General features: G+C 72.0%; 19 protein-coding genes. 9 read left to right on the plus strand and 10 right to left on the minus strand.

The features are described 5' to 3' along the window. Positions 1 to 120: 120 nt before the first annotated feature. Both GA0070610_RS13235 and GA0070610_RS13240 read right to left on the minus strand, forming a co-directional pair. Complete coding sequence (locus tag GA0070610_RS13235) at positions 121 to 939, minus strand: ABC transporter permease (RefSeq protein WP_089000321.1); 819 nt, start codon at positions 937 to 939, stop codon at positions 121 to 123. Further along, complete coding sequence (locus tag GA0070610_RS13240; protein ID WP_089000322.1) at positions 936 to 1,919, minus strand: ATP-binding cassette domain-containing protein; 984 nt, start codon at positions 1,917 to 1,919, stop codon at positions 936 to 938. Before GA0070610_RS13240 ends, GA0070610_RS13235 begins: the two co-directional genes overlap by 4 nt. A 71-nt stretch (positions 1,920 to 1,990) precedes the next feature. Here GA0070610_RS13240 and GA0070610_RS13245 point away from each other — a divergent pair, with 71 nt between their 5' ends. After that, the gene (locus GA0070610_RS13245) at positions 1,991 to 2,779 is read left to right on the plus strand and encodes a TetR/AcrR family transcriptional regulator (RefSeq protein ID WP_089000323.1); all 789 of its coding nucleotides are present in this window, start codon (positions 1,991 to 1,993) and stop codon (positions 2,777 to 2,779) included. Between the two features lie 10 nt (positions 2,780 to 2,789). Beyond that, positions 2,790 to 3,299, plus strand: a complete 510-nt coding sequence (gene def, locus GA0070610_RS13250) for a peptide deformylase (protein ID WP_089000324.1) — start codon at positions 2,790 to 2,792, stop codon at positions 3,297 to 3,299. Between the two features lie 104 nt (positions 3,300 to 3,403). Here def and GA0070610_RS13255 read toward each other — a convergent pair whose 3' ends face one another. Further along, positions 3,404 to 4,180 carry a GNAT family N-acetyltransferase gene (locus GA0070610_RS13255; RefSeq protein WP_089000325.1) on the minus strand — a complete coding sequence of 259 codons (777 nt, stop codon included), beginning with the start codon at positions 4,178 to 4,180 and terminating at the stop codon, positions 3,404 to 3,406. Positions 4,181 to 4,241: 61 nt separating this feature from the next. Beyond that, positions 4,242 to 4,598 (minus strand): winged helix-turn-helix transcriptional regulator, encoded by a 357-nt coding sequence (locus GA0070610_RS13260; protein ID WP_089000326.1) that lies wholly within the window; start codon positions 4,596 to 4,598, stop codon positions 4,242 to 4,244. A 100-nt stretch (positions 4,599 to 4,698) separates the two neighbouring features. Here GA0070610_RS13260 and GA0070610_RS13265 point away from each other — a divergent pair, with 100 nt between their 5' ends. Continuing rightward, positions 4,699 to 5,310 (plus strand): malonic semialdehyde reductase, encoded by a 612-nt coding sequence (locus GA0070610_RS13265; protein ID WP_089000327.1) that lies wholly within the window; start codon positions 4,699 to 4,701, stop codon positions 5,308 to 5,310. A 29-nt stretch (positions 5,311 to 5,339) separates the two neighbouring features. On the opposite strand, the gene GA0070610_RS13270 is transcribed toward GA0070610_RS13265, so the two are convergent. After that, a complete protein-coding gene (locus tag GA0070610_RS13270) occupies positions 5,340 to 6,113 on the minus strand; it encodes a sulfite exporter TauE/SafE family protein (RefSeq protein WP_197697885.1) in 774 nt (257 codons plus the stop codon). A gap of 198 nt (positions 6,114 to 6,311) precedes the next feature. Here GA0070610_RS13270 and GA0070610_RS13275 point away from each other — a divergent pair, with 198 nt between their 5' ends. Then, positions 6,312 to 7,091, plus strand: coding sequence for an endonuclease/exonuclease/phosphatase family protein (locus tag GA0070610_RS13275; protein ID WP_089000329.1), 780 nt, complete (start codon positions 6,312 to 6,314; stop codon positions 7,089 to 7,091). A 328-nt stretch (positions 7,092 to 7,419) separates the two neighbouring features. On the opposite strand, the gene GA0070610_RS13280 is transcribed toward GA0070610_RS13275, so the two are convergent. Further along, positions 7,420 to 7,893, minus strand: a complete 474-nt coding sequence (locus GA0070610_RS13280) for a hypothetical protein (protein WP_197697840.1) — start codon at positions 7,891 to 7,893, stop codon at positions 7,420 to 7,422. Between the two features lie 148 nt (positions 7,894 to 8,041). Beyond that, positions 8,042 to 8,530, minus strand: coding sequence for a hypothetical protein (locus GA0070610_RS13285; protein WP_157747141.1), 489 nt, complete (start codon positions 8,528 to 8,530; stop codon positions 8,042 to 8,044). 288 nt (positions 8,531 to 8,818) lie between these two features. On the opposite strand from GA0070610_RS13285, the gene GA0070610_RS13290 reads away from it, so the two are divergent. Further along, positions 8,819 to 10,390, plus strand: a complete 1,572-nt coding sequence (locus GA0070610_RS13290; protein ID WP_089000331.1) for an NAD(P)-binding domain-containing protein — start codon at positions 8,819 to 8,821, stop codon at positions 10,388 to 10,390. Between the two features lie 47 nt (positions 10,391 to 10,437). On the opposite strand, the gene GA0070610_RS13295 is transcribed toward GA0070610_RS13290, so the two are convergent. Beyond that, on the minus strand, positions 10,438 to 11,592 hold the full coding sequence (locus GA0070610_RS13295) for a carboxylate-amine ligase (RefSeq protein WP_269458875.1): 1,155 nt from the start codon (positions 11,590 to 11,592) through the stop codon (positions 10,438 to 10,440). 230 nt (positions 11,593 to 11,822) lie between these two features. On the opposite strand from GA0070610_RS13295, the gene GA0070610_RS13300 reads away from it, so the two are divergent. After that, a complete protein-coding gene (locus GA0070610_RS13300; RefSeq protein WP_089000332.1) occupies positions 11,823 to 12,689 on the plus strand; it encodes a bifunctional 5,10-methylenetetrahydrofolate dehydrogenase/5,10-methenyltetrahydrofolate cyclohydrolase in 867 nt (288 codons plus the stop codon). Between the two features lie 195 nt (positions 12,690 to 12,884). Beyond that, positions 12,885 to 13,406: a competence protein CoiA family protein gene (locus tag GA0070610_RS13305; protein ID WP_089000333.1), complete on the plus strand. Its 522-nt coding sequence runs from the start codon at positions 12,885 to 12,887 to the stop codon at positions 13,404 to 13,406. Positions 13,407 to 13,461: 55 nt separating this feature from the next. On the opposite strand, the gene GA0070610_RS13310 is transcribed toward GA0070610_RS13305, so the two are convergent. Continuing rightward, positions 13,462 to 13,713 (minus strand): hypothetical protein, encoded by a 252-nt coding sequence (locus tag GA0070610_RS13310; RefSeq protein ID WP_157747142.1) that lies wholly within the window; start codon positions 13,711 to 13,713, stop codon positions 13,462 to 13,464. A gap of 135 nt (positions 13,714 to 13,848) precedes the next feature. Further along, on the minus strand, positions 13,849 to 14,145 hold the full coding sequence (locus GA0070610_RS13315) for a hypothetical protein (RefSeq protein ID WP_089000335.1): 297 nt from the start codon (positions 14,143 to 14,145) through the stop codon (positions 13,849 to 13,851). Between the two features lie 80 nt (positions 14,146 to 14,225). Between GA0070610_RS13315 and GA0070610_RS13320 the strand changes: the two genes are divergently transcribed. Next, positions 14,226 to 14,639, plus strand: coding sequence for a hypothetical protein (locus GA0070610_RS13320; RefSeq protein ID WP_089000336.1), 414 nt, complete (start codon positions 14,226 to 14,228; stop codon positions 14,637 to 14,639). Beyond that, entirely contained in the window at positions 14,576 to 20,368 is a 5,793-nt protein-coding gene (locus tag GA0070610_RS13325; protein WP_172896525.1) for a helicase-related protein, read from the plus strand. Before GA0070610_RS13320 ends, GA0070610_RS13325 begins: the two co-directional genes overlap by 64 nt. Positions 20,369 to 20,463 lie beyond the last annotated feature (95 nt).

Consider the following 20,463-nt stretch of genomic DNA (forward strand, 5'->3'; position numbering starts at 1 on the left):
GCGTCCTCGTTTCGGGTCGGTGGTCGCGCTGCCCGCCGCGGCGCGGGTCGTCGCGTCCGCCCGGGTGCGACGGCGACACCGCGGCGCGGCATGCGGCGCGTGGGCGGCGGATCGCGTCGGTCACCGGCCGAGCCTGCGGTAGCGGCGTACCGCCAGGGGCACGAACACGGCGATCAGCAGCAGCGGCCACGCCACGGCGAGCGCGACGGCGTGCTGCGCGGGGAACGTGTCGCCGCCCGCGCCGGGGTTGGCGAACAGGTGCCGGCAGGCCGCGACGGTCGCCGACAGCGGGTTCCACGCGGCGACGGCGGCGAGCCAGCCGGGCATGGTGTCGGGGGAGACGAACGCGTTGGAGGTGAACCCGAGCGGCCAGACGAGGATCTGCAGCATCACCACCGACTCGGGTCTGCGCAGCACCAGCGCCAGGTGGATGCCGACCCAGATCAGGGCGAAGCGCAGCAGCAGGAGCAGCCCGACGGCGCCCAGCGCGGCCGGGACGCCGGAGCGCCACTGCCAGCCGACGGCGACGCCGCAGGCGAGCATGACGGCCAGGCCGGCGGCGCTGTGCAGCAGGTCCGCGGTGGCCCGGCCGGCGAGCACCGCCGAGGACGCCATCGGCAGCGACCGGAACCGGTCGGTGACGCCGCGCGCGGCGTCGGTGGCCACGGCCGCGTACGTCGACTCGATGCCGAACAGCATCGTCATGGCGAACATGCCGGGCAGCAGGAACTCGCGGTAGTCGCCGCCGCCGGGCACGCTCATCGCGCCGCCGAACAGGTAGCCGAACATCAGCACCATCAGCACCGGGAAGAGCAGTCCGACGACGAACTGGCCGGGTTGGCGCCGCCAGTGCGCCACCGCCCGGCCGGTGAGGGTGACGCCGTCGGCGACGGCCCAGCGCAGGCGCCGCGGCACGGGCCGCACGCTCGTCGCGCTCATGCGCTCACCTTCTCCCCGTCGGGGCGGGCGGTGGGGGAGTCGCCGCCGGTGAGCCGCAGGAACACCTCGTCGAGGGTGGGACGGCGCACCGCGACGTCGGCGGCGGCCAGGCCGGCGTCGTGCAGGGCCCGCAGCACGGCGCCCAGCGCGGCCACCCGCCCGGTGACGGCGACGCTGAGGCGCAGGCCCACCGCGTCGACGACGGGGGTCGCCGCGACGGCGGCGCCGACGACGCGTACGGCCCGGTCCAGGTCGTCGGCGCGGGTCAGCACGACGTCGACGCGGTCGCCACCGAGCGCGGTCTTCAGCTGCTCCGGGGTGCCGTCGGCGACGACCCGGCCGCCGTCGACGACCCGGACGGTGTGGGCGAGCTGGTCGGCCTCCTCCAGGTACTGCGTAGTCAGCAGCACGGTGGTGCCGTCGGCGACGAGCCCGCGTACGGCGTCCCACACCTGGGCGCGGGCGCGCGGGTCGAGGCCGGTGGTGGGCTCGTCGAGGAAGAGCACCGGCGGGTCGAGGATCAGGCTCGCCGCCAGGTCGAGGCGGCGGCGCATCCCGCCGGAGTAGGTGCCCACGGGCCGGTCGGCGGCGTCGGTCAGGTCGAAGCGGGCCAGCAGGTCGGCGGCCCGGGCGCGGGCCCGCGCGCTGCCGAGGTGGTGCAGCCGACCGAACAGCACCAGGTTCTGCCGGCCACTGAGCACCTCGTCGAGCGCGGCGTGCTGGCCGACCAGACCGATGCGGGCGCGCACCCGCTCGGGCTGGCGCAGCACGTCGGCGCCAGCCACCCGCGCCGCGCCGGCGTCGGGCCGCAGCAGGGTGCTCAGCACCCGTACGGCCGTGGTCTTGCCCGCCCCGTTCGGGCCGAGCAGCCCGCAGACGGTGCCGGCGGGCACGGTGAGATCCAGCCCGGCGAGGGCCTGCGTGTCGCCGTAGCGCTTGCGTAGTCCCTCGGCCTCGATCGCCGTTGAGTCGTCGTGCATCGCGCCCCCGTCCGTTCGTCTCGTACGCCGTACCGTACACCATACGGTACGGCGCACGCTAAGGTGCCGGGATGACGACCGAGTACAGCGGCACCGGCGACCCGGCACGCAGCCTCGCCCTGCTCTGGCGCACCCGCGAACGCACCAGCCGCAAGGGCCGACCCGACCTGTCCGTGGACCGCATCGTGCGCGCCGCCATCGAGGTGGCCGACGCCGAGGGCCTCGCCGCCCTGTCCATGCGCCGCGTCGCCGAACGACTCGGCGTGGGCACCATGTCCCTCTACACCTACGTGCCCGGCAAGGGCGAACTGCTCGACGTCATGCTCGACACCGTCTACGGCGAGACCGCCCGCCCCGACGACGTGCCCGGCGGCTGGCGCGGCCGACTCACCCACATCGCCCGCGAGTCCTGGGCGCTCTACCTGCGCCACCCCTGGCTGCTGCAGGTCGCCACCACCCGCCCCCCGCTGGGCCCCAACGTCATCGCCCGCTACGAGTACGAGCTGCGCGCCGTCGACGGCATCGGCCTGACCGACCTGGAGATGGACGCCGTCGTCACCCTCGTCTCCGGCTACGTGCACGGCACCGTACGCAGCGCCGTGGAGGCCGCCCAGGCCGCCGCGCACACCGGCATGACCGAGCAGCAGTGGTGGCAGGCCCACGCCCCCTACCTGGAGAAGGCCCTCGACCCGCGCCGCTACCCCCTGGCCGCGCGCGTCGGCACCGCAGCCGGCCAGGAGTACCAGGCCGCCGCCGACCCCCACGGCGCGTTCGAATTCGGCCTGGCCCGCATCCTCGACGGCATCGAGGTGCTCGTCGCCGCCCGCCCGGACGCCACCGCCGCGACCGACGACCGATAACCTTGCCGGCATGACCATGCGTCCCATCAGGATCATCGGTGACCCCGTGCTGCGCACCCCCAGCGAGCCCGTCACCAGCTTCGACACCGAGCTGCGCGCCCTGGTCACGGACCTGATGGACACCCTGCTCGGCGCACCCGGGCGCGCCGGCGTCGCCGCCCCCCAGATCGGCGTCAACGCCCAGGTGTTCGTCTACGACGCCGACGGCGAGCGCGGCCACCTGGTCAACCCGACGCTGGAGCTGTCGGAGGAACTCCAGGACGACGACGAGGGCTGCCTGTCGATCCCCGGGCTCTACTTCCCGACCCCGCGCGCCCTGCACGCCACCGCCCACGGCTTCGACCAGCACGGCGAGCCGCTGACCATCTCGGGCAGCGGCTTCCTCGCCCGGGCCCTGCAACACGAGACCGACCACCTCGCCGGGCGCCTCTACGTCGACACGCTGCGCGGCGACACCCGCCGCAAGGCGCTGCGGGAGATCCGCGCCGGGCGTTTCGACTCACCCAGCCGCCACGGCTGAGCCCTCGCCCACCGGCCGCCGACGTTCGGTGACCACGATCCGTGCCGGCCGGCCGACGGGTGACCGCCGGCCGGCCGTCACCCCCCCCCGTGGTTGCCGGCGGGTCACCGCTGGTGGGCGTGCAGCGCGTACTCGCCGTAGTCGGCCACCCGGGTGAAGCCCAGGCGCCCGTAGAGCCGCACCGCCGCCGCGTTGTCCGCCTTCACGTTGAGCGTGACGTGGGTGACGCGCTCGCGCAGCCGCCGGCACAGGGTGGTCACCGCCGCGGCGGCCAGCCCTCGCCCGCGCCACCGGGGATGGGTGGTCACGTTGCCCAGCGCCGCGACCCTGTACGCCGGGGAGAACACGTGCACCCCGGCGACCGCCACCAGCTCGCCGCCGTCGCGCACCCCCACGTACTGGCCGGTGTCGAGCATCCGGGGATCGAACCAGTTGCCCGGGTAGGCGACCTCGCAGAGGCGGTGCAGCGCCGGCAGGTCGCCGGCGTGCAGCACCGTACCCGCCGCGACCTGCCCGTCCAGCCGCGCCGGATCCGTCAACGCCATCCGGTGGTGCGGGCCGGCCGCATCCATCCGGAACGCCCCCGCCAGGGCCGGCTCCACGCCGGGGGACAGGTGCGCCCACAGGTGGGCCGGCAGCACCGGCGCCACCTCGCGCAGCAGCGCCGCCAGCCGCCCGGCCCGGCGCGGCGGCGCGAACGCCAGCAGCGTGGGCGTCTCGGCGCCGTGGTAGAGCAACGCCACCTCCTCGTCGCGGCGGAACCAGGAGGTGTACGGCCAGAAGAAGTCGTCCAGGTCGCCGAGCTGGTACGCGTGCAGCACCGGGTCCCGCCCGAGCAGCGCGGCGAGGACGGCGCGGTCGTGTTCGGCGCGTACCGGCATCCGGCGATGATCACACACCGGCCCCGCTGCGCCGACGCGCGCCCGGCGCGCGCAGGGCGGGTCAGCAGCCCGTGTCCGCCTCGGCGGGAAGGTGCTCGTGCGCCCACCGGCCCAGCGCGTCCAGCACCGGCAGCAGTGCCGCGCCCGGCCCGGTGAGCTCGTAGCTCACGCCCAGCGGGGGACCCTGCCGGACCGTGCGGCTGACCAGCCCGACCCGCACCAGCTCGCCCAGCCGGTCCGACAGCACCGACTCGCTGATCCCGGGCAGGGCGCGGGTCAGCTCGGCGAACCCGGCGGGCCCGTCGGCGAGGGTGCTCAGCAGCATGCCGTTCCACCGCTTGCCCAGAAACGCGAAGGCCCGGGTCACGCCCCCGTCACACGTGCGGGGCGTGTCGCCCGCCTCCGGCCTGACCGTCATGACCCCAGGATACGGGGGACATCACCCGAACAAGGGACTACTAAAAAGCTAGCTGCTACCGTTACCGAAGCAAGCCAGCCGACTCCATGGAGACGCCCCGATGACCGACGTCCACCCGCCCCTGATCAACCTGGACCCCGAGGCCCAGGCGCTGCTGTTCACCGACGCCCGCACCGCCAACACCTTCACCGACGAACCCGTCACCGACGAACACCTGCGCGCCATCCACGAACTCGCCAAGTACCCGCCCACCGCCGCCAACACCCAGCCCCTGCGCATCCTCTACGTACGCCCCGGCGAAGCCCGCACCCGCCTCGTCACCCACATGAGCGAAGGCAACCAGGCCAAGACCGCCGCCGCCCCCATGGTCGCCGTACTCGCCGCTGACACCGACTTCCACGAGCACATCCCGCGGGTGTTCCCCATCCGCCCCCAGATGCGCGACGACCTCGCCGGCAACCCCGACGCCCGCGAGCGCATGGCCCGTTTCAACGCCACCCTCCAGATCGGCTACTACCTGCTCGCCGTACGCGCCGCCGGCCTCGCCGCCGGACCCATGGCCGGCTTCGACGCCGCCGCCGTCGACCGCGAGTTCTTCACCGACAGCACCTGGAAGACCCTGCTCGTGGTCAACATCGGCCGCCCCGGCGACAACGCCTGGTTCCCGCGCCTGCCCCGCCTCGACTACACCGACGTCGTCCGGCACGCCTGAACGACCAACGACCAGTGGGTGGCGACCGGTCAGGCCGCCACCCACTGGTCGAAACCCAACTTGCCGACCAACGCCACCACCACCACCAACAACACGACCCGCACGAAACCCGAGCCACGCCGCAACGCCATCCGCGCCCCCAACGCCGCCCCCGCGATGTTGCACACCGCCATCGCCGCCCCCAGCAGCCACCACACGTGCCCCGTCGCCGCGAACACGGCCAACGCCCCCAGGTTCGTGCCCACGTTCACGACCTTCGCCATCGCCGAACCGTGCACGAAGTCCGCCCCCACCAACGCCGTGAAGGCCACCACCAGAAACGTCCCCGTACCCGGGCCCACCAACCCGTCGTACAACCCGATACCCACCCCCGCCACGAGCACCGCCACACCCACCCGCACCCGCGTACGCCGATGCGGCTGCGCCACCACACCCAACCGCGGCCGCAACACCACGAACGCCGCCACCGACACCAACACCACCAACACCACCGGCCGGTACGCCGACGCCGGCACCGCACCCGCCAACGCCGCACCCACCCCCGCACAACACATCGCCAACCCCGCCGCCGGCCCCGCCACCGCCCAATCGATCTTCGTACGCCGCGCGTACGTCACCGCCGCCGTCGCCGTCCCCGCGATCGCCGTCAACTTGTTCGTACCCAACGCCGACGCCACCGGCATCCCCGGCGCCGCCACCAGCAACACCGGCAACAACAGCAACCCACCACCACCCACCACCGCGTCGATCCAACCGGCCACAGCGGCCGCGGCGAGCAGAGTCGTCAACGACAGGGGATCCACATCCACGGGCCGCCATTCTTCCCACCACCACCCACCCACCGACCCACCCTGTGGCCAGCCTCACCAGCGACGACACTCACCGACCCCGCACCCGCCGCAACCACACACCCACCGCCGACAACGCCACGAACAACAGCACCGAGCACAACAACACCTTCAACACCGGGCAACCCTCCCACCGACACGTAGGGTGCAAGCGTGCGCCTGGCCACCTTCAACCTGCTACACGGCCGGTCCCTCGCCGACGGAATCGTCGACCCCGACCGACTCACCGCCGCCGTCACCGCCCTCGACGCCGACGTCCTCGCCCTGCAGGAAGTCGACCGCGACCAGAGCCGCAGCGGCAACCTCGACCTCACCGCCATCGCCGCGCGCGCCCTCCACGCCGACGAACACCGCTTCGCCGCCGCCGTCGTCGGCACCCCCGGCGAACAATTCCGCCCCCTCACCCACGACGACGACGGACACGGCGAACCCTGCTACGGCGTCGGCCTCGTCACCCGCCACCGCGTCCGCACCTGGCAGGTCACCCGACTGCGCCCCGCCCCCGTACGCTCACCCGTCTACGTCCCCGGCCCCCGCGGCGGACTCATCCTCCTGCGCGACGAACCCCGCGTCGTCCTCGCCGCAGTCCTCGACACCCCACACGGCCAACTCACCGTCGCCGCCACCCACCTGTCCTTCGTCCCCGGCTGGAACGCCCACCAACTGCGCCAGACCGTCCGCGCCCTACGTACCCTGCCCGCCCCACGCGTCCTCCTCGGCGACCTCAACCTGCCCGCCGGCCCCGCCCGACTCCTCACCGGCTGGCACCCCCTCGGCCGCCGCCCCACCTACCCCGCCGGACAACCCCGCGTCCAACTCGACCACATCCTCGCCGACCGCCACGGCCTCGACCGCCTACCACCCGTCACCGCCGTACACACCCCGCTGTCCACCATCTCCGACCACCGCCCCCTCCTGGTCGACCTCGGCTGAACACCCGCCCCGCCAGCGGGTGATTCCGGCAGGTTGAACCGGCACCACTCGGGCAGGTCCTTCGGGCACCACTTGCCGTCGTGGTTTATCGGCGTTCATTGATGGTTAGCTTCTTTGGGCACCACTCGGGGCCTAAACGCCGAGGCGCTGCCGGATCGGGGAGTTGGGGACGGTTCTTGTCGCGAGTTGGTCGCGGAGCATCGTGGGGCGCACTCACGGTTGGGGTTCGCCCTGCGGTTGGTTTCGCTGCCAGCTACCGGCGAGCCAGCCGGGCTAAATTATCGACACCGCTGTGTCGTTCACATCGTTGGCTGGATGTAGTCGAGCTTCAGGCAGGGGCGAGCCACTGGGTCACTTTGTCGGTGAGGACCACCTCGTAGGGGAGGCCTCGCAGGTCTTGCGCGGTCACGCTCAGGCCGCGGGCCCGGCCGAGGTCGGCCAGCCACGACCAGGGGTGGTCCTCGGTGTCGTCCTCGTCGTCGGGAAGCACGGTGTTCAGCACATTTTGGGTGATGCTGTCTCGGGTCTCGCCGACCGGGGCAGTGTCGGTGCGTGGGTCGTCGGTTGATCTCCAGCCGATGGTGAAACCGCGATCGTTGTGCAGGATCACGCGCCGGCCATCTTCGAGCGTGACGAACTCACTGACGGAGAAGCCCTGTGAGTTCGTGTCGTCGGGGCGCTGCGGCCTCAGATCGCAGATGGCGCCGAGGCCGACGGCCCGGCCGGGCTCGACAGGGGGGAGATCCGTCCGGTCGTCGATGGCGTCCGGGTGCGCGCTCCAACCGCCTTCCACGCTGCCCACCTCCCTGCTGTCGAGCCCTTCGTGACCGTCTTGGGTATTTCTCGGACGAACCGCGCAGCCCTAGCCACTGATTACGGCATGACCAGCGTATTCGCGTCCCACCGCGACTGGCTGAGACACGGCCGTTGGTTTCCGATCGGTGAGGGGGTCAGGGGCTACACGAGAGGTTCTTGATGGCCGAGTAGGTGTAGCCGGATGGATCGACGACTCCGTTGAGGTCGACGTCGACGAAGCCGCGCCAGCCGACTGTCGAGCTGTTCGCGCAGGCCTTCCTCGCGTTGGCGCGGTTGCCGGAGCCGCCTCCCGCGGAGTAGTCACCCGATCCGGAGGCGACAGAGATCCACCCGCATCCAGTGGAGCCACAGAAGTAGGCCTGCAGGTGCACCTCGACGTTCGCCGTGCTGGGGCATGTGCCGGAGATCTTCAGCCACCACCCGTGCACGGAAGTGTCACCACCTGAGGGGTGCGGGTCGTCAACGGCCTGCCGGTACGTGCAGGAGCAGGCCTTGATGTCGCCCGACTCCGCCTGCGGAGCGACGTCGCCATCAGGGTAGGGAGCGAAGTGGCCGGACGACGCGCCGGACGATGACGCAGGCGGGGACGCCTGCGCGGTGGCGGGCAGCGCGCCGACGGTCATCAGGGCAGCGCAGACGACAGCCACCGACGTGCGCCGTAAGCGCCGGCAACCTGTCGATCAAAACCGCAGTCCTCAGGCTGGTACCAAGTTCAGATGTCGATCTTCGGCACCGACGAGCTGAGATTCAGGGACCGAACGCCACTGCTGGTGCCCGAAGAACCTGCCCGGGTGGCGCCGAATCGAGGTGCCGGAATCAAGCGGGGGAGCGGACACCCTCACCATCGGTGGCGTCACCGTCACCACACTCAGCGTTGACACCGCCCCGACGCATCGGCGAAGGTCTCTGGCGTGACGGCACCCACCCCAGGCCCGACGAGCCACACCACCGAACACCACCAGTACGTCATCATCGGAGCCGGACCAGCCGGCCTCCAACTCAGCTACTACCTCCAACAGGCCGGCTGCGACTACGTCACCCTCGAACGCGCCCCCGCACCCGCCGCCTTCTTCCGCCGCTTCCCCCGCCACCGCCGCCTCATCTCCCTCAACAAGGTCCACACCACCAGCACCGACCCCGAGATCCGACTGCGCTGGGACTGGAACTCCCTGCTGCACGAACCCGCCGACCTGCCCTTCGCCAAATACAGCAGCGAATACTTCCCCCACGCCGACGACATGGTCCGCTACCTCACCGACTTCCAGCGCTACCACCAGCTCGCCGTACGCTTCGACACCCCCGCCCACCGCATCGAACGCCTCGACGACGGCTTCCTCGTCCACACCCCCGACCGCGTCCTGCACTGCCGCTGCCTCATCGTCGCCACCGGCTGGGGACGACCCCACATCCCCGACATCCGCGGCATCCAACACGCCACCGGCTACGAGGACATGCACACCGACCCCGCCCACTACGCCGGGCAACGCGTCCTCATCCTCGGCAAGGGCAACTCCGCCTTCGAAACCGCCTCGGCGATCCTCGGACACGCCGCCATGATCCACCTCGCCAGCCCACGCCCCCTACGCCTGGCCTGGAACACCAAACACCCCGGAGACGTCCGCGGCCACCACGGCGCCGTCCTCGACAGCTACCAGTTCAAGACCCTGCACTCCGTACTCGACTGCGTCATCGACGAGATCCGCCCCCTCGACAACCGCTACCAGGTACACCTCACCTACACCCACGCCGACGGCGAAACCGCCGTCATGGAGTACGACACCGTCCTGCGCTGCACCGGCTTCACCATGGACACCACCCCCTTCGACCCCACCAGCCAACCCGCCATGGTCCCCAGCGGCCGCATGCCCGCCACCACCGCCGACTGGCAATCCACCAACATCGACGGCCTCTACTTCGCCGGCACCCTCGCCCAGGACCGCGACTTCAAGAAAGCCTCCTCCGCCTTCATCGACGGATTCCGCTACAACCTGCGCACCCTCACCGCACTGCTCCGCGAACGCTACGACGGCGTACCCCTGCCACACACCCTCGTCGACCGCGACCCCGACACCCTCACCACCCTCGTCCTCGACCGCGTCAACTGGAGCTCCGCACTGTGGACCCAGTTCGAATTCCTCTGCGACGCCCTCGTCGTCGAACCCCACGGACAGCTACGCCACTACATCGACCTGCCCGAAGACCACATCCGCACCCGCCTCCGCCACCACCCGCACTACTACACCGTCGGCCTGCGCTGGGGCCGCGACGACCACGGCGACGTCTTCGCCATCCAACGCCACCCCCAACCCGACCGCGCCGCCGAAAGCGCCTTCATCCACCCCGTCATCCGCCGCTACCACCGCGACACCCTCGTCGACGAACTCCACCTCCTCGAAGACCTGCTCGCCGAATGGCGCCGCCCCGACCGCCACGTGACACCCCTGCGCGACTTCTTCACCCGCGAACTGCACCGCGACCACTGACCCCCACCGCGGCACACCGCGCACACCCCCGCCAACGCCACCAACACCTACGCCGGCTGCAACTCGTCCACCACCGTCTGCGCCACCAGAAAATCCACCACATCCGTCAACCGACCCCGACGACCCGCCGCCCCCCGCTGCCGCACCGCCCCACCGCCCACCACCAGCAACCGCTCCGACCAGCCCCGCACCAACTCCTCATCCCCGCACGCCCGCAACACCGGCCCCAACCAGTCCACCACCTCACCCAACACCTCCCGCGCCGAACGCAACCGACCCGACCCCACCTCCAACAACGAACCCTCCAACCCGTCACGCGCCGCCCGCCAGTACGCCGCCCGCAACCACTCACCGGCAACCTCCGGACCGTGGTCACCCCGCTCCACCGCCTCCGACGCCCGCACCACCAACGCCCGCACCAACGCCGCCACCAACGCCGACTCCTGCGCCGACACCGGCACGTCCGCCACCCGCACCTCCAACGTCGGATGCGTCACCGACGGCCGGACGTCCCAGAACAACGTCCCCGCATCCACGATCGCCCCCGCCGCCGACAACATCTCCACCACCGCCTCGTAATGAGCCACCGACGTGAACCGCGGCGGCGGCCCCGCCACCGGCCACCGCGGCCACACCATCGACCGCCAACTCGCATAACCCGAATCCCGCCCCTCCCAGAACGGCGAATTCGCCGTCAACGCAATCAACAACGGCAGATACACCCGCAAATGATTGCTCACCAGCAACGCCCGCTCCCGATCCGGCAACTCCACATGCACGTGCACCGCACAGATCGCCAACTCGTCGTGCAGCCCCCGAAACGTCGCCGTACCCCGATCCGGCCGCGGCCCCCGCCGCACCGGCGGCGACGTCGCCCCCGGCAACACCGGCGTACCGGTCGCCACGATCCGCAACCCCTCCGCCTCCGCACACTCCGCCACCACCCGACGAGCCCACACCAACTGCTCCAGCAACCCCCGCACCGACGACGTCGGATCCGTCCGCGTCTCCACATGCAACGTCGTGATCTCACCCGACACCCGCGAACCCAACCGCGCCACCGCCCGCCCCACCACCGCGTCCGCCCCCGCCACCACACCCCGACTCACCGGATCCACCAGCAGGAACTCCTCCTCCACCCCCAACCGCGGAACCGACGCCCCCAACTCCCCACCCACCCGCTCCGGCACCACAGCCTCCACTCACGACACCCGACACGAACAGGCCGACAGGGTAGCCCGGACCAGTGACCAACGGGACACCCACAGTCAACACACCGACGACACCACACCACCCACCGGGACACCCCACCCCCGACCCCTGTGGCAAGCTGACCCCACACGCGACTGGCGGCCAGAGGATGGGCACCAAACCATCGGGGAGCTGCACGCGCGGAGGTCGACCGCCTGGGCCCCGCCGGCAGAGGAGCACCATGCCCACCGCCCGACTCCTGCCCGGCACCCCCGTCGCCGACCGCATCCTCACCGACGTCGCCGCCAGCGTCACCGCCCTACGCGCCGCCGGCACCACCCCCGGCCTCGCCACCATCCTCGTCGGCGACGACGACGCCAGCGCCGGCTACATCCGCATCAAGCAACGCCAGGCCACCCAACTCGGCTTCACCTCGCCCCACGTACACCTGCCCGCCACCGCCACCCAGGCCGACCTGCACCACGCCATCGCCGAATTCAACACCGCACCCGACGTGCACGGCCTGCTCATCCAGCACCCCATCCCCGCACACCTCGACTACGACCGGGCGCTGCAAACCATGGACCCGGACCTCGACGTCGACGGCATGCACCCCCTCAACATGGGACGCCTCGCCCTCGGCCTGCCCGGACCCCTGCCCTGCACACCCGCCGGCATCGAAGCCCTGCTCGCCTTCCACGACATCCCCGTCGCCGGCCGCGACGTCGTCATCCTCGGCCGCGGCGCCACCCTCGGCCGCCCCCTCGCCCTACTGCTCACCCAGAAACGACCCACCGCCAACGCCGCCGTCACCGTCGTGCACACCGGCGTCCCCGACTGGGCCACCCACACCCGCCGCGCCGACATCCTCATCGCCGCCGCCGGCGTCCCCGGCATCATCCGACCCGAACACGTCCGCCCCGGCGCCGTCGTCATCGGCGGCGGCGTCCGCTACGAAGGCCGACGCCTCCTACCCGACGTCGACGAATCCTGCGCCGACGTCGCCGGCGCCATCACCCCCCGCGTCGGCGGAGTCGGCCCCACCACCGTCGCCATGCTCTTCCGCAACGCCCTCGACGCCGCCCGCCGCGCCACCGGCCACGCCTGACCACCCCGGCCCGGGCGTCGAGAGCCTCGACGCCCGGGCCACCCCCGACACGGCCCCACACTTGGGTAGCTGTCCCAGGACCACAAATACTTGATCTTGATGCGGTTCCATTTGGTCGGGCGCTTGGATGACTGGTCCCGCCCGCCAACATGGACCATGGTCTTGGCTTATGGGGGCGACGGTGGAGGTGGGCCGGTGACGTTCGTCGCGCTGCACGCCGACCGCGGCCGGGTGGACGCCACGCTCGATGACCTCGGGTGCGGATGGGTGTGGTCGGAGATCCACCGACGGCGGCCGCGTGTGCGTCTGTGCTGCCAACAGTGCGACCACCCCGTGCACGCCAAGGTGTCTTCGGGCGGCCTGCGGTTCTTCGCGCACGACCCGGAGCGCCGCCCGGACTGCCCGGCGGCGCGCGAGACGATGGAGCACCATCTGCTGAAGCTGGAGTTGGCCACCGCGGTGCGGTCGACCGGATGGCGTGCCGAGTTGGAGGCGACCCGGCCGGGCGCGCAGTGGCGCGCCGACGTGCTGGCGGTCTCGCCCGACGGCTGTCGCACGATGGCGTGGGAGGTCCAACTCAGCTCGATTACCGCTGAGGAGATCGCCGAGTCAACGAACTGCGGCGGCGCGGGTTCTCCGACGCCGAGATCGTGGCCAGTGGCCTGGCCGCGACCAGCCGCGGCGGGCAGTTGGTCGACCGGTTCCGCAACCGGGTGATGGTCGGGGTGCGAGACCACCGTGCTGCCGGGGCACCGGTCGTCGGCTGGGTCGGCTACGCCCCGCCCGGCGCGGCGACCGACGCGGCGCCGGTGCTGCACAGCCCCACCACGGCGGTATACCGGCCGGCGGACTGCCTCATCGGCCTGGCGGAGCAGCCCGAGCGGGACGGCCGGGCCGTCGTGGCCCGCAGCGCGCTGGAGGCCATCGCCTTGGCCGAACGCGCCGACGAGCTGGGTGAGGACGCGCCGCTGGTGGTGGCGCCCGCCGGGCCCACGCTGACCGGCTCGCAGGTCGCCGCGCTCACCGCGCACACCGACACGGCGGCCGGCGTCACCGTCGTGCTCGAAAACGAGCACGACCGGCAGGCCGAACGGGCCTACCAACTGCTCGCCCCCGCCGTGGCCCGCCACCCGAGCAGGCCAGGGCCGCTCGGGTACGCCTACTCCGGCGCCAGCGCCGTCGTGGAGTCCCACCCCTTGGTGGAGGCTGCGGTCACCAGCCGGGTCGCCCGGGCCGCCCGAGGGTTCGTCACGCCGAAGGGGCGGGCGGTGGCCGCCGACTCCATCCGCGCCATGCTCGACGGGCAGCCCGCCGATCTCGTCGACCGGTGGGCCTCGTACGCCGCTGAACGGCTGGGTGTGCCCGTCATGCCCACGCCACCGGCACCTGCGACCACGACCCCGGACACCGCCGTCGACGCGCCGGCACCGGTGATGCTCAGCGGCGCCGCCGCCACGAACGGCCCTCCATCCGCTCCTGGTGACCAGCCGCCCACAGCAGCACCGGAGCAGCAGCGAGCAGAGACGGAGACGCGGGATGAACCGGTACGGGGCTCAGGCCCAGAGGCACTGGCAGACGTACCTGCCCCAGCGGTACGCGACCATCGCCGACCCGAACAGCTTCTTCTCGACTTTGGGGGAGGAAGCAGCGACGGCGATCGAGCAGCGGGCCCGGGAGCTGGCCGGGCCGGACCAGCCGGACGAGGGCTACCTCGGCAAGCTGGGCCGGCTGAACGCGGCGCAGCGGACGGCGGAGGAGGAGATCCTGCCCGAGCTGATCCTGATCGACCCGGCGACGGACGGCCCGCCGGGCGAGACGCCGAGCGCGTCGACGACGTCGGCGAGCCCGGCGTGGACGCCGCTGGTGGAGGACCCGAACGACCCGTGGTGGCAGCGGGTCGCGCAGGAAGAGGCCGACCAAAACGACGAACCGGTGCCGCCGACCCGGTAGCCGATCCGGTCGACGACGTCGGCGCGGCCGGCCCCGATCCCACCGGGCCGGCCGCCGACGACTCGACGCCCGACGACCCGGCGCCCGACGCCGCGGTGGTGGTTGATGCCACGGAATCGTTCCGGCCGAGCGGCCAGCAGGACCTGGTGCCCGTCGGCGAGATGGCCAAGCTCCGAGCGAACCTGGCCGCTCTGCGAACCCTGCGGGAGGTGCAGGCCGCCGGTCGGCCGGCGACCGCCCAGGAGCAGACCGTTCTGGCTCGCTGGTCCGGGTGGGGTGCGGTGGCGGGGGTGTTCGAGGCCCGCACCAACCACCCCAACTACGCCCGCTTCGCCGAGCAGCGAGCCGAGTTGCGGGAGCTGCTGTCGCCAGCGGAGTTCGCCGCGGCGGAACGCACCGTGCTCAACGCGCACTACACCGACGTCGCCTATGTGCAGGGGATCTGGGACGCGGTGCGGGAGCTGGGCTTCGACGGCGGCGCGGTGTTGGAGCCGGGCTGCGGGTCCGGCAACTTCATCGGCCTAGCCCCGCAGCAGGCACGGATGGTTGGCGTGGAGCTGGACCCGGTGACTGCCGGCATCGCTGCCGCCCTGTACCCGCACGCGGAGATCCGCACCGAGAGCTTCGCTGAGACACGGGCCCCATCCGGGGCGTTCGACCTGGCGGTGGGCAACGTGCCGTTCGCGCGGCTGCCCCTGGTCGACCGACGGCACAACCCGGGCCGGCACTCGCTGCACAACCACTTCATCATCAAGAGCCTGCACCTGACCCGGCCCGGTGGACTGGTCGCGGTGCTGACCTCCCGCTTCACGATGGACGCCCGGCACCCGGCGGCCCGGCGGGAGATGGCCGAGCTGGCCGACCTGGTCGCCGCGGTGCGTCTGCCCTCGGGCGCGCACCAGGCCACCGCCGGCACGCAGGCCATCACCGACCTGCTGATCCTGCGGCGCCGCGAGCCGGACCGTGAGCCTGCTCCGATGACCTGGGAGCAGACCCGCCCCCTGGACCTCGACACGGACGCCGAGCAGCCCGAGCACGTCAACGGCTACTTCCTCGATCGGCCGGAGCGGGTGCTCGGGGAAATGGTGCTGGGGCGCGGCATGAACCGCGACGGCGAGCTGATCGTGCGCGCGGGCGCCGACACGGCCGAGGACCTGGCGCGGGTACTGCGCGACATCGTCGCCGAGGCCCACCGCGAAGGGCTGGCCATGACGCCCCGCAACGACGCCGACCGGCTGGCCGAACCGCTGGCGGTGCTCGCGCCGACCGACCGCGCCGAGGGCCACATCGAGGCCCTGGACGACCGCACCTTCACCACGGTCGCCGATGGTCAGGTCGTGCCCCACGAGGTGCCCGCCACGCAGGCCGCCGAGCTGCGGGCGCTGCTCGGGCTGCGTGACACCGTGACCGCCCTGCTGTCCGCTGAGGCGGCCACCCTCGACGACGGTGACGAGCACGGCGGCCCGGCCGCCGAGGGCACGCCCGCCGCGCTGCGCGCACAGCTCAACGACCGCTACGACGCCTACGTGGCCACCTACGGGCCGCTCAACCGGTACACTCGGCGCCCGACCGGCCGCACGGACCCGGAGACCGGCGAGCCGAAGATGGCCCGGATCAACCCGCCAATGGGCAAGTTCCGGCAGACCGACCCGCACGCCGCCACCGTGTTCGCCCTCGAACACTTCGACGATCCGACCCAGCGCGCCACCAAGGCCGACATCGTCACCCGGCGCGTCATCCTGCCCCGGGCACCGCAGCTCGGCGCCGACACCCCGCAGGACGCGCTGGCGATCTGCGTCGACATCCACGGCGAGGTCCGGTTGCCGGAGGTGGCCCGGCTGCTGGGTGTCAGCGAGCCGGAAGCCCGCGCCGCGCTGGGCGAACTGGTCTTCGACGAACCCGACACGGGTCGGCTCGTGGAGGCCCCGGAGTACCTGTCGGGCAACGTGCGCGTCAAGCTGCGTGCCGCCCAGGCCGCCGCCGAGGAAGACCCGCGTTTCGAGGCCAACGTGCGGGCGCTGCACCGTGTCGTGCCCCGCGACCTCGGGCCGGGCGAGATCGACGCGGCGTTCGGTGCGCCGTTCCTGCCCGCCGCCCTCGTCGAGCAGTTCCTGCGGGAGACGCTGCGGGACCCGGGGCTGCGGGTGGAGCACGTCGGCGGATCCGACTGGCGCGTCCGCGGCTTGCGCGCCGGCGTGCTGGCCTGCTCGACCTGGGGCACGTCGGGCATGGCCGCGCCGGACCTAGCGCAGCGGCTGCTGACCAAGACCCCGATCCGGGTGTTCGTGGAGGTGGAAGAGGGCAAGCGGGCCCTCGACGTGGAGGCCACCGCAGCGGCGCAGGCCAAGGCGATCGAGCTGGAGGAACGCTTCGGCGCCTGGGTGTGGGAGGACCCGGACCGGGCCGCCGAGGTCGCCACCCGCTACAACGAGATGTTCAACGCCACCGTGCCGCGCTCCTACGTCGGGGTGACCCGGTCGCTGCCGGGCATCGCGGTGGGCTTCGTGCCCCGCCCACACCAGGTGGAGGCGGTGGCCCGCATCGTCGCCGAACCGGCGGTCGGGCTGTTCCACGCCGTCGGCGCCGGCAAGACCGCCGTGATGGCCATCTCCGCGATGGAGCAGCGCCGCCTCGGCCTGGTCAACAAGCCGGCGATCGTGGTGCCCAACCACATGCTGGAGCAGTTCACCCGCGAGTTCCTTCAGATCTACCCCCGGGCCCGGCTGCTGGCCGCCGGCCGCGACGACATGAGCACCCAGCGGCGGCGCCGCTTCGTCGCCCGGGCCGCGACCGGCGACTGGGACGCGATCATCATGGCCGCCTCGTTCTTCGAGCGGCTGTCGCTGTCCCCGGACGAGCAGCGCGCCTTCCTCGACGAAGAGCTGGCGGAGCTGCGCGAGAAGATCGTGCGCGCCGGTGAGCAGGCCATCGAGAACGGCGAGAGTCCCCGGCGCAACAGCACCGTCAAGCGGCTTCAGAACACCCTCGCGCGCAAAGAGGAACGGATCAAGGAGAAGCTGAGCAAAGCCCGGGATCCGGGTGTCACGTTCGAGCAGACCGGCATCGACTTCATCTACCGCGACGAGCTGCACGAGCTGAAGAACGACACCATCAACAGCGCCATCCCCGATGCCGGCCACGAAGGCTCCGATCGGGCGGTCGACTTCCGAATGAAGCTGAGCTACCTGCGCCGTAAGCAGGGCCTTCGGGTGGTGTGTGGCGCAACGGCTACCCCGATCGCCAACAGCGTGCGGGAGCTGTACGTGGTGACCCGCCAACTCCGCCCGGACCTGCTGGCGGCGACCGGCACCAGCGACTTCGACACCTGGGCCGCCACCTTCGCCAAGGTCGTCACCGCGATCGAGGTGTCGCCGACCGGGCAGGGCTTCCAGATGCGCGCCCGGCTGGCCAAGTACACCAACGTGCCTGAGCTGTCGCTGATGATGCGGACCTACGGCGACGTCCGCACGCCCGAGGACCTGGCGCTGCCCACGCCGCTGCTGACCCAACGCGACGACGGCGAACGCGCCCCGCACATCGTCACGCTCGACCCGTCACCCGAGCTGGAGGAATTCATCTCCAGCCTCAACGAGCGCGTCGACGACATCCGCAACCGCCGCGTCGAGCCGGAGCAGGACAACATGCTCAAGGTCTCCGGGGAGGCCCGCGCCGCCTCCCTGGACATGCGCCTGATCGGCGGCGAGCAGAACACCCCCGGCAAGATCGACGCCGCCGCCGACCGCATCGCGGCGATCTGGCGCGACACCCGCGACACCGTCTACCTGCTCAACCCCGACGCCGCCACGCCAGTGCCGCACCCCACCCCGGGCGCCCTACAGATCGTCTTCTGCGACCAGTCGACACCCAACCCGGAGAAGTGGAACGTCTACGACGCCCTCGCCGACCTGCTCGTCGAGCGGGGGATGCCCCGGGAGAAGATCCGCTACATCCACGAGGCCGACACCGACGCCAAGAAGGCCAGCCTGTTCAACGCCTGCCGCTCCGGCGACGTCGCCGTACTCATCGGCTCCACCGCCAAGATGGGCGTCGGCACCAACGTCCAGGCCCGCGCGGTCGCGCTGCATCACCTCGACTGCCCGTGGCGGCCGGCTGACGTGACCCAACGCGAGGGCCGCATCCTGCGCCAGGGCAACCAGAACCCCGAGGTCAGCATCTACCGCTACGTCGTCGCCGGCAGCTTCGACGCCTTCTCCTGGCAGACCGTGGCCCGCAAGGGCACCTTCATCGACCAGATCATGCGCGGCACCTCCGCCCGCGAGATCGAGGACGTCAGCGACGAGACGTTGCAGGCGCACCAGATCAAGGCCATCGCCACCGGCAACCCGCTGCTGATGGACCGCGAGCAGGTCGCCCAGGACCTCACCCGCCTGGACCGCGCCGACCGCGCCCACCACAACACCCAGGCGGCGCTGCGCCGACAGATCGGCGACCTCAAGGCGTGGATCGTCAAGGACACCCGCCGCGTCGACGTCCTCGACGACGCGATCAGCAGCCGCCAGGACACCCGCGGCGACAAGTTCGCGGCCACCGTCGCCGGACACCGGTTCACCAAACGCGCCGAGGCCGGCCGGGCCCTGCAACACGCCCTGACCGCCCACTCCCAGGGCCTCGCCTCCACCGACCAGCGCGAAGCTGACGGCGTGGCAGAGCTCGGCGGCTTCCGCGTCGACGCGGTGTTCTGGACCGGCCGCGACGGCATGCTCGTCGCGCTGAAATTCCACGGAATCCCCGACTCCTCCACCACCATCAGCCTCACCGCCGCGATCGAGGGTGATCCGACCGGCCTGGTCCGCCGCCTGGAGAACCAGCTCACCGACCTCGACAGCACCCGGGCCACCGTGCAGGCGCGCATCGCTCAGCAACAGGACGAGATCGACCGGGCCGTCGAGCAACTCGACCAGCCCTTCCCGCGCCGGGCCGAACTGCTGGACACCCGCCGCCGACTGCGCGCCATCAACGCCGTCATCGACCTGATGGCCGCCCCACCACCACCCCCGCCGAGCGGCCCGCCCGCCGTGCCGGTCACCGTCACCGACTGGATGCCGGCCAGCGTGCGCGAGGGCCTGACCCCCGACGAACAGAGCTGGCTCGAACGCCGGGTACAGAACGTCGCTGGCGACAGAGCCGTCCAGCAGGCCGCCCGCACCACCGATCTGCCCGCCTTCGCCGCCACCTTCGACACCGCTCTCAACCACGCGCTGGCCGACCCCGGCAACACGGAGATGGCCGTGGCCGTCATGCTCCGCTGCGACGAGCCGGACTGGCGCCACGCCCTCTACAGCGCCGCCGGGCAGGCCGTGCACGAGGTCGTCCGCGCCGCCCCGCCACCGGCGCCGGCGGCCCCCACCGTGCCCCCGCAGCGTGACGTCGAGCCGGACCAACCGCAGACGGTGAGCCCGATGACGCCGGCCGCCATCGTCGCGGCCACCACCCAGGCGGACCGGGCCCTACTCGATGCCTGCACCAGGCAGGCCGTGCGCGTCGACCACGTCCAGGCCGCCGCTCGATCCGGTGACGAGCCGGCCTTCGCCGCCGCCTTCACCACCGCGATGACCGCGGCTATCGGTCAGCTCGACGACCCTGCCGACGTCGGGCGCCTCACCGAACTCCACGGCAACGAGGCGTTCCGTGGCGGCATGGCCCAACTCGTGTGGAGCAAACTCACTCCGCTGCCACGCGTCAACCAGGGCGCCGTGCCCGACTCGTGACCGGCCGAGGCCGCCGCGGTCGCGGCCACCGCGTTTCCGTCCGCCACCACCGCCGTGCCGTCGCCGGCGTCGACACGGCCCGCAGCATCGGCAGC

The sequence above is a fragment of the Micromonospora echinofusca genome, assembly GCF_900091445.1.
Taxonomy (GTDB): Bacteria; Actinomycetota; Actinomycetes; order Mycobacteriales; family Micromonosporaceae; genus Micromonospora; species Micromonospora echinofusca.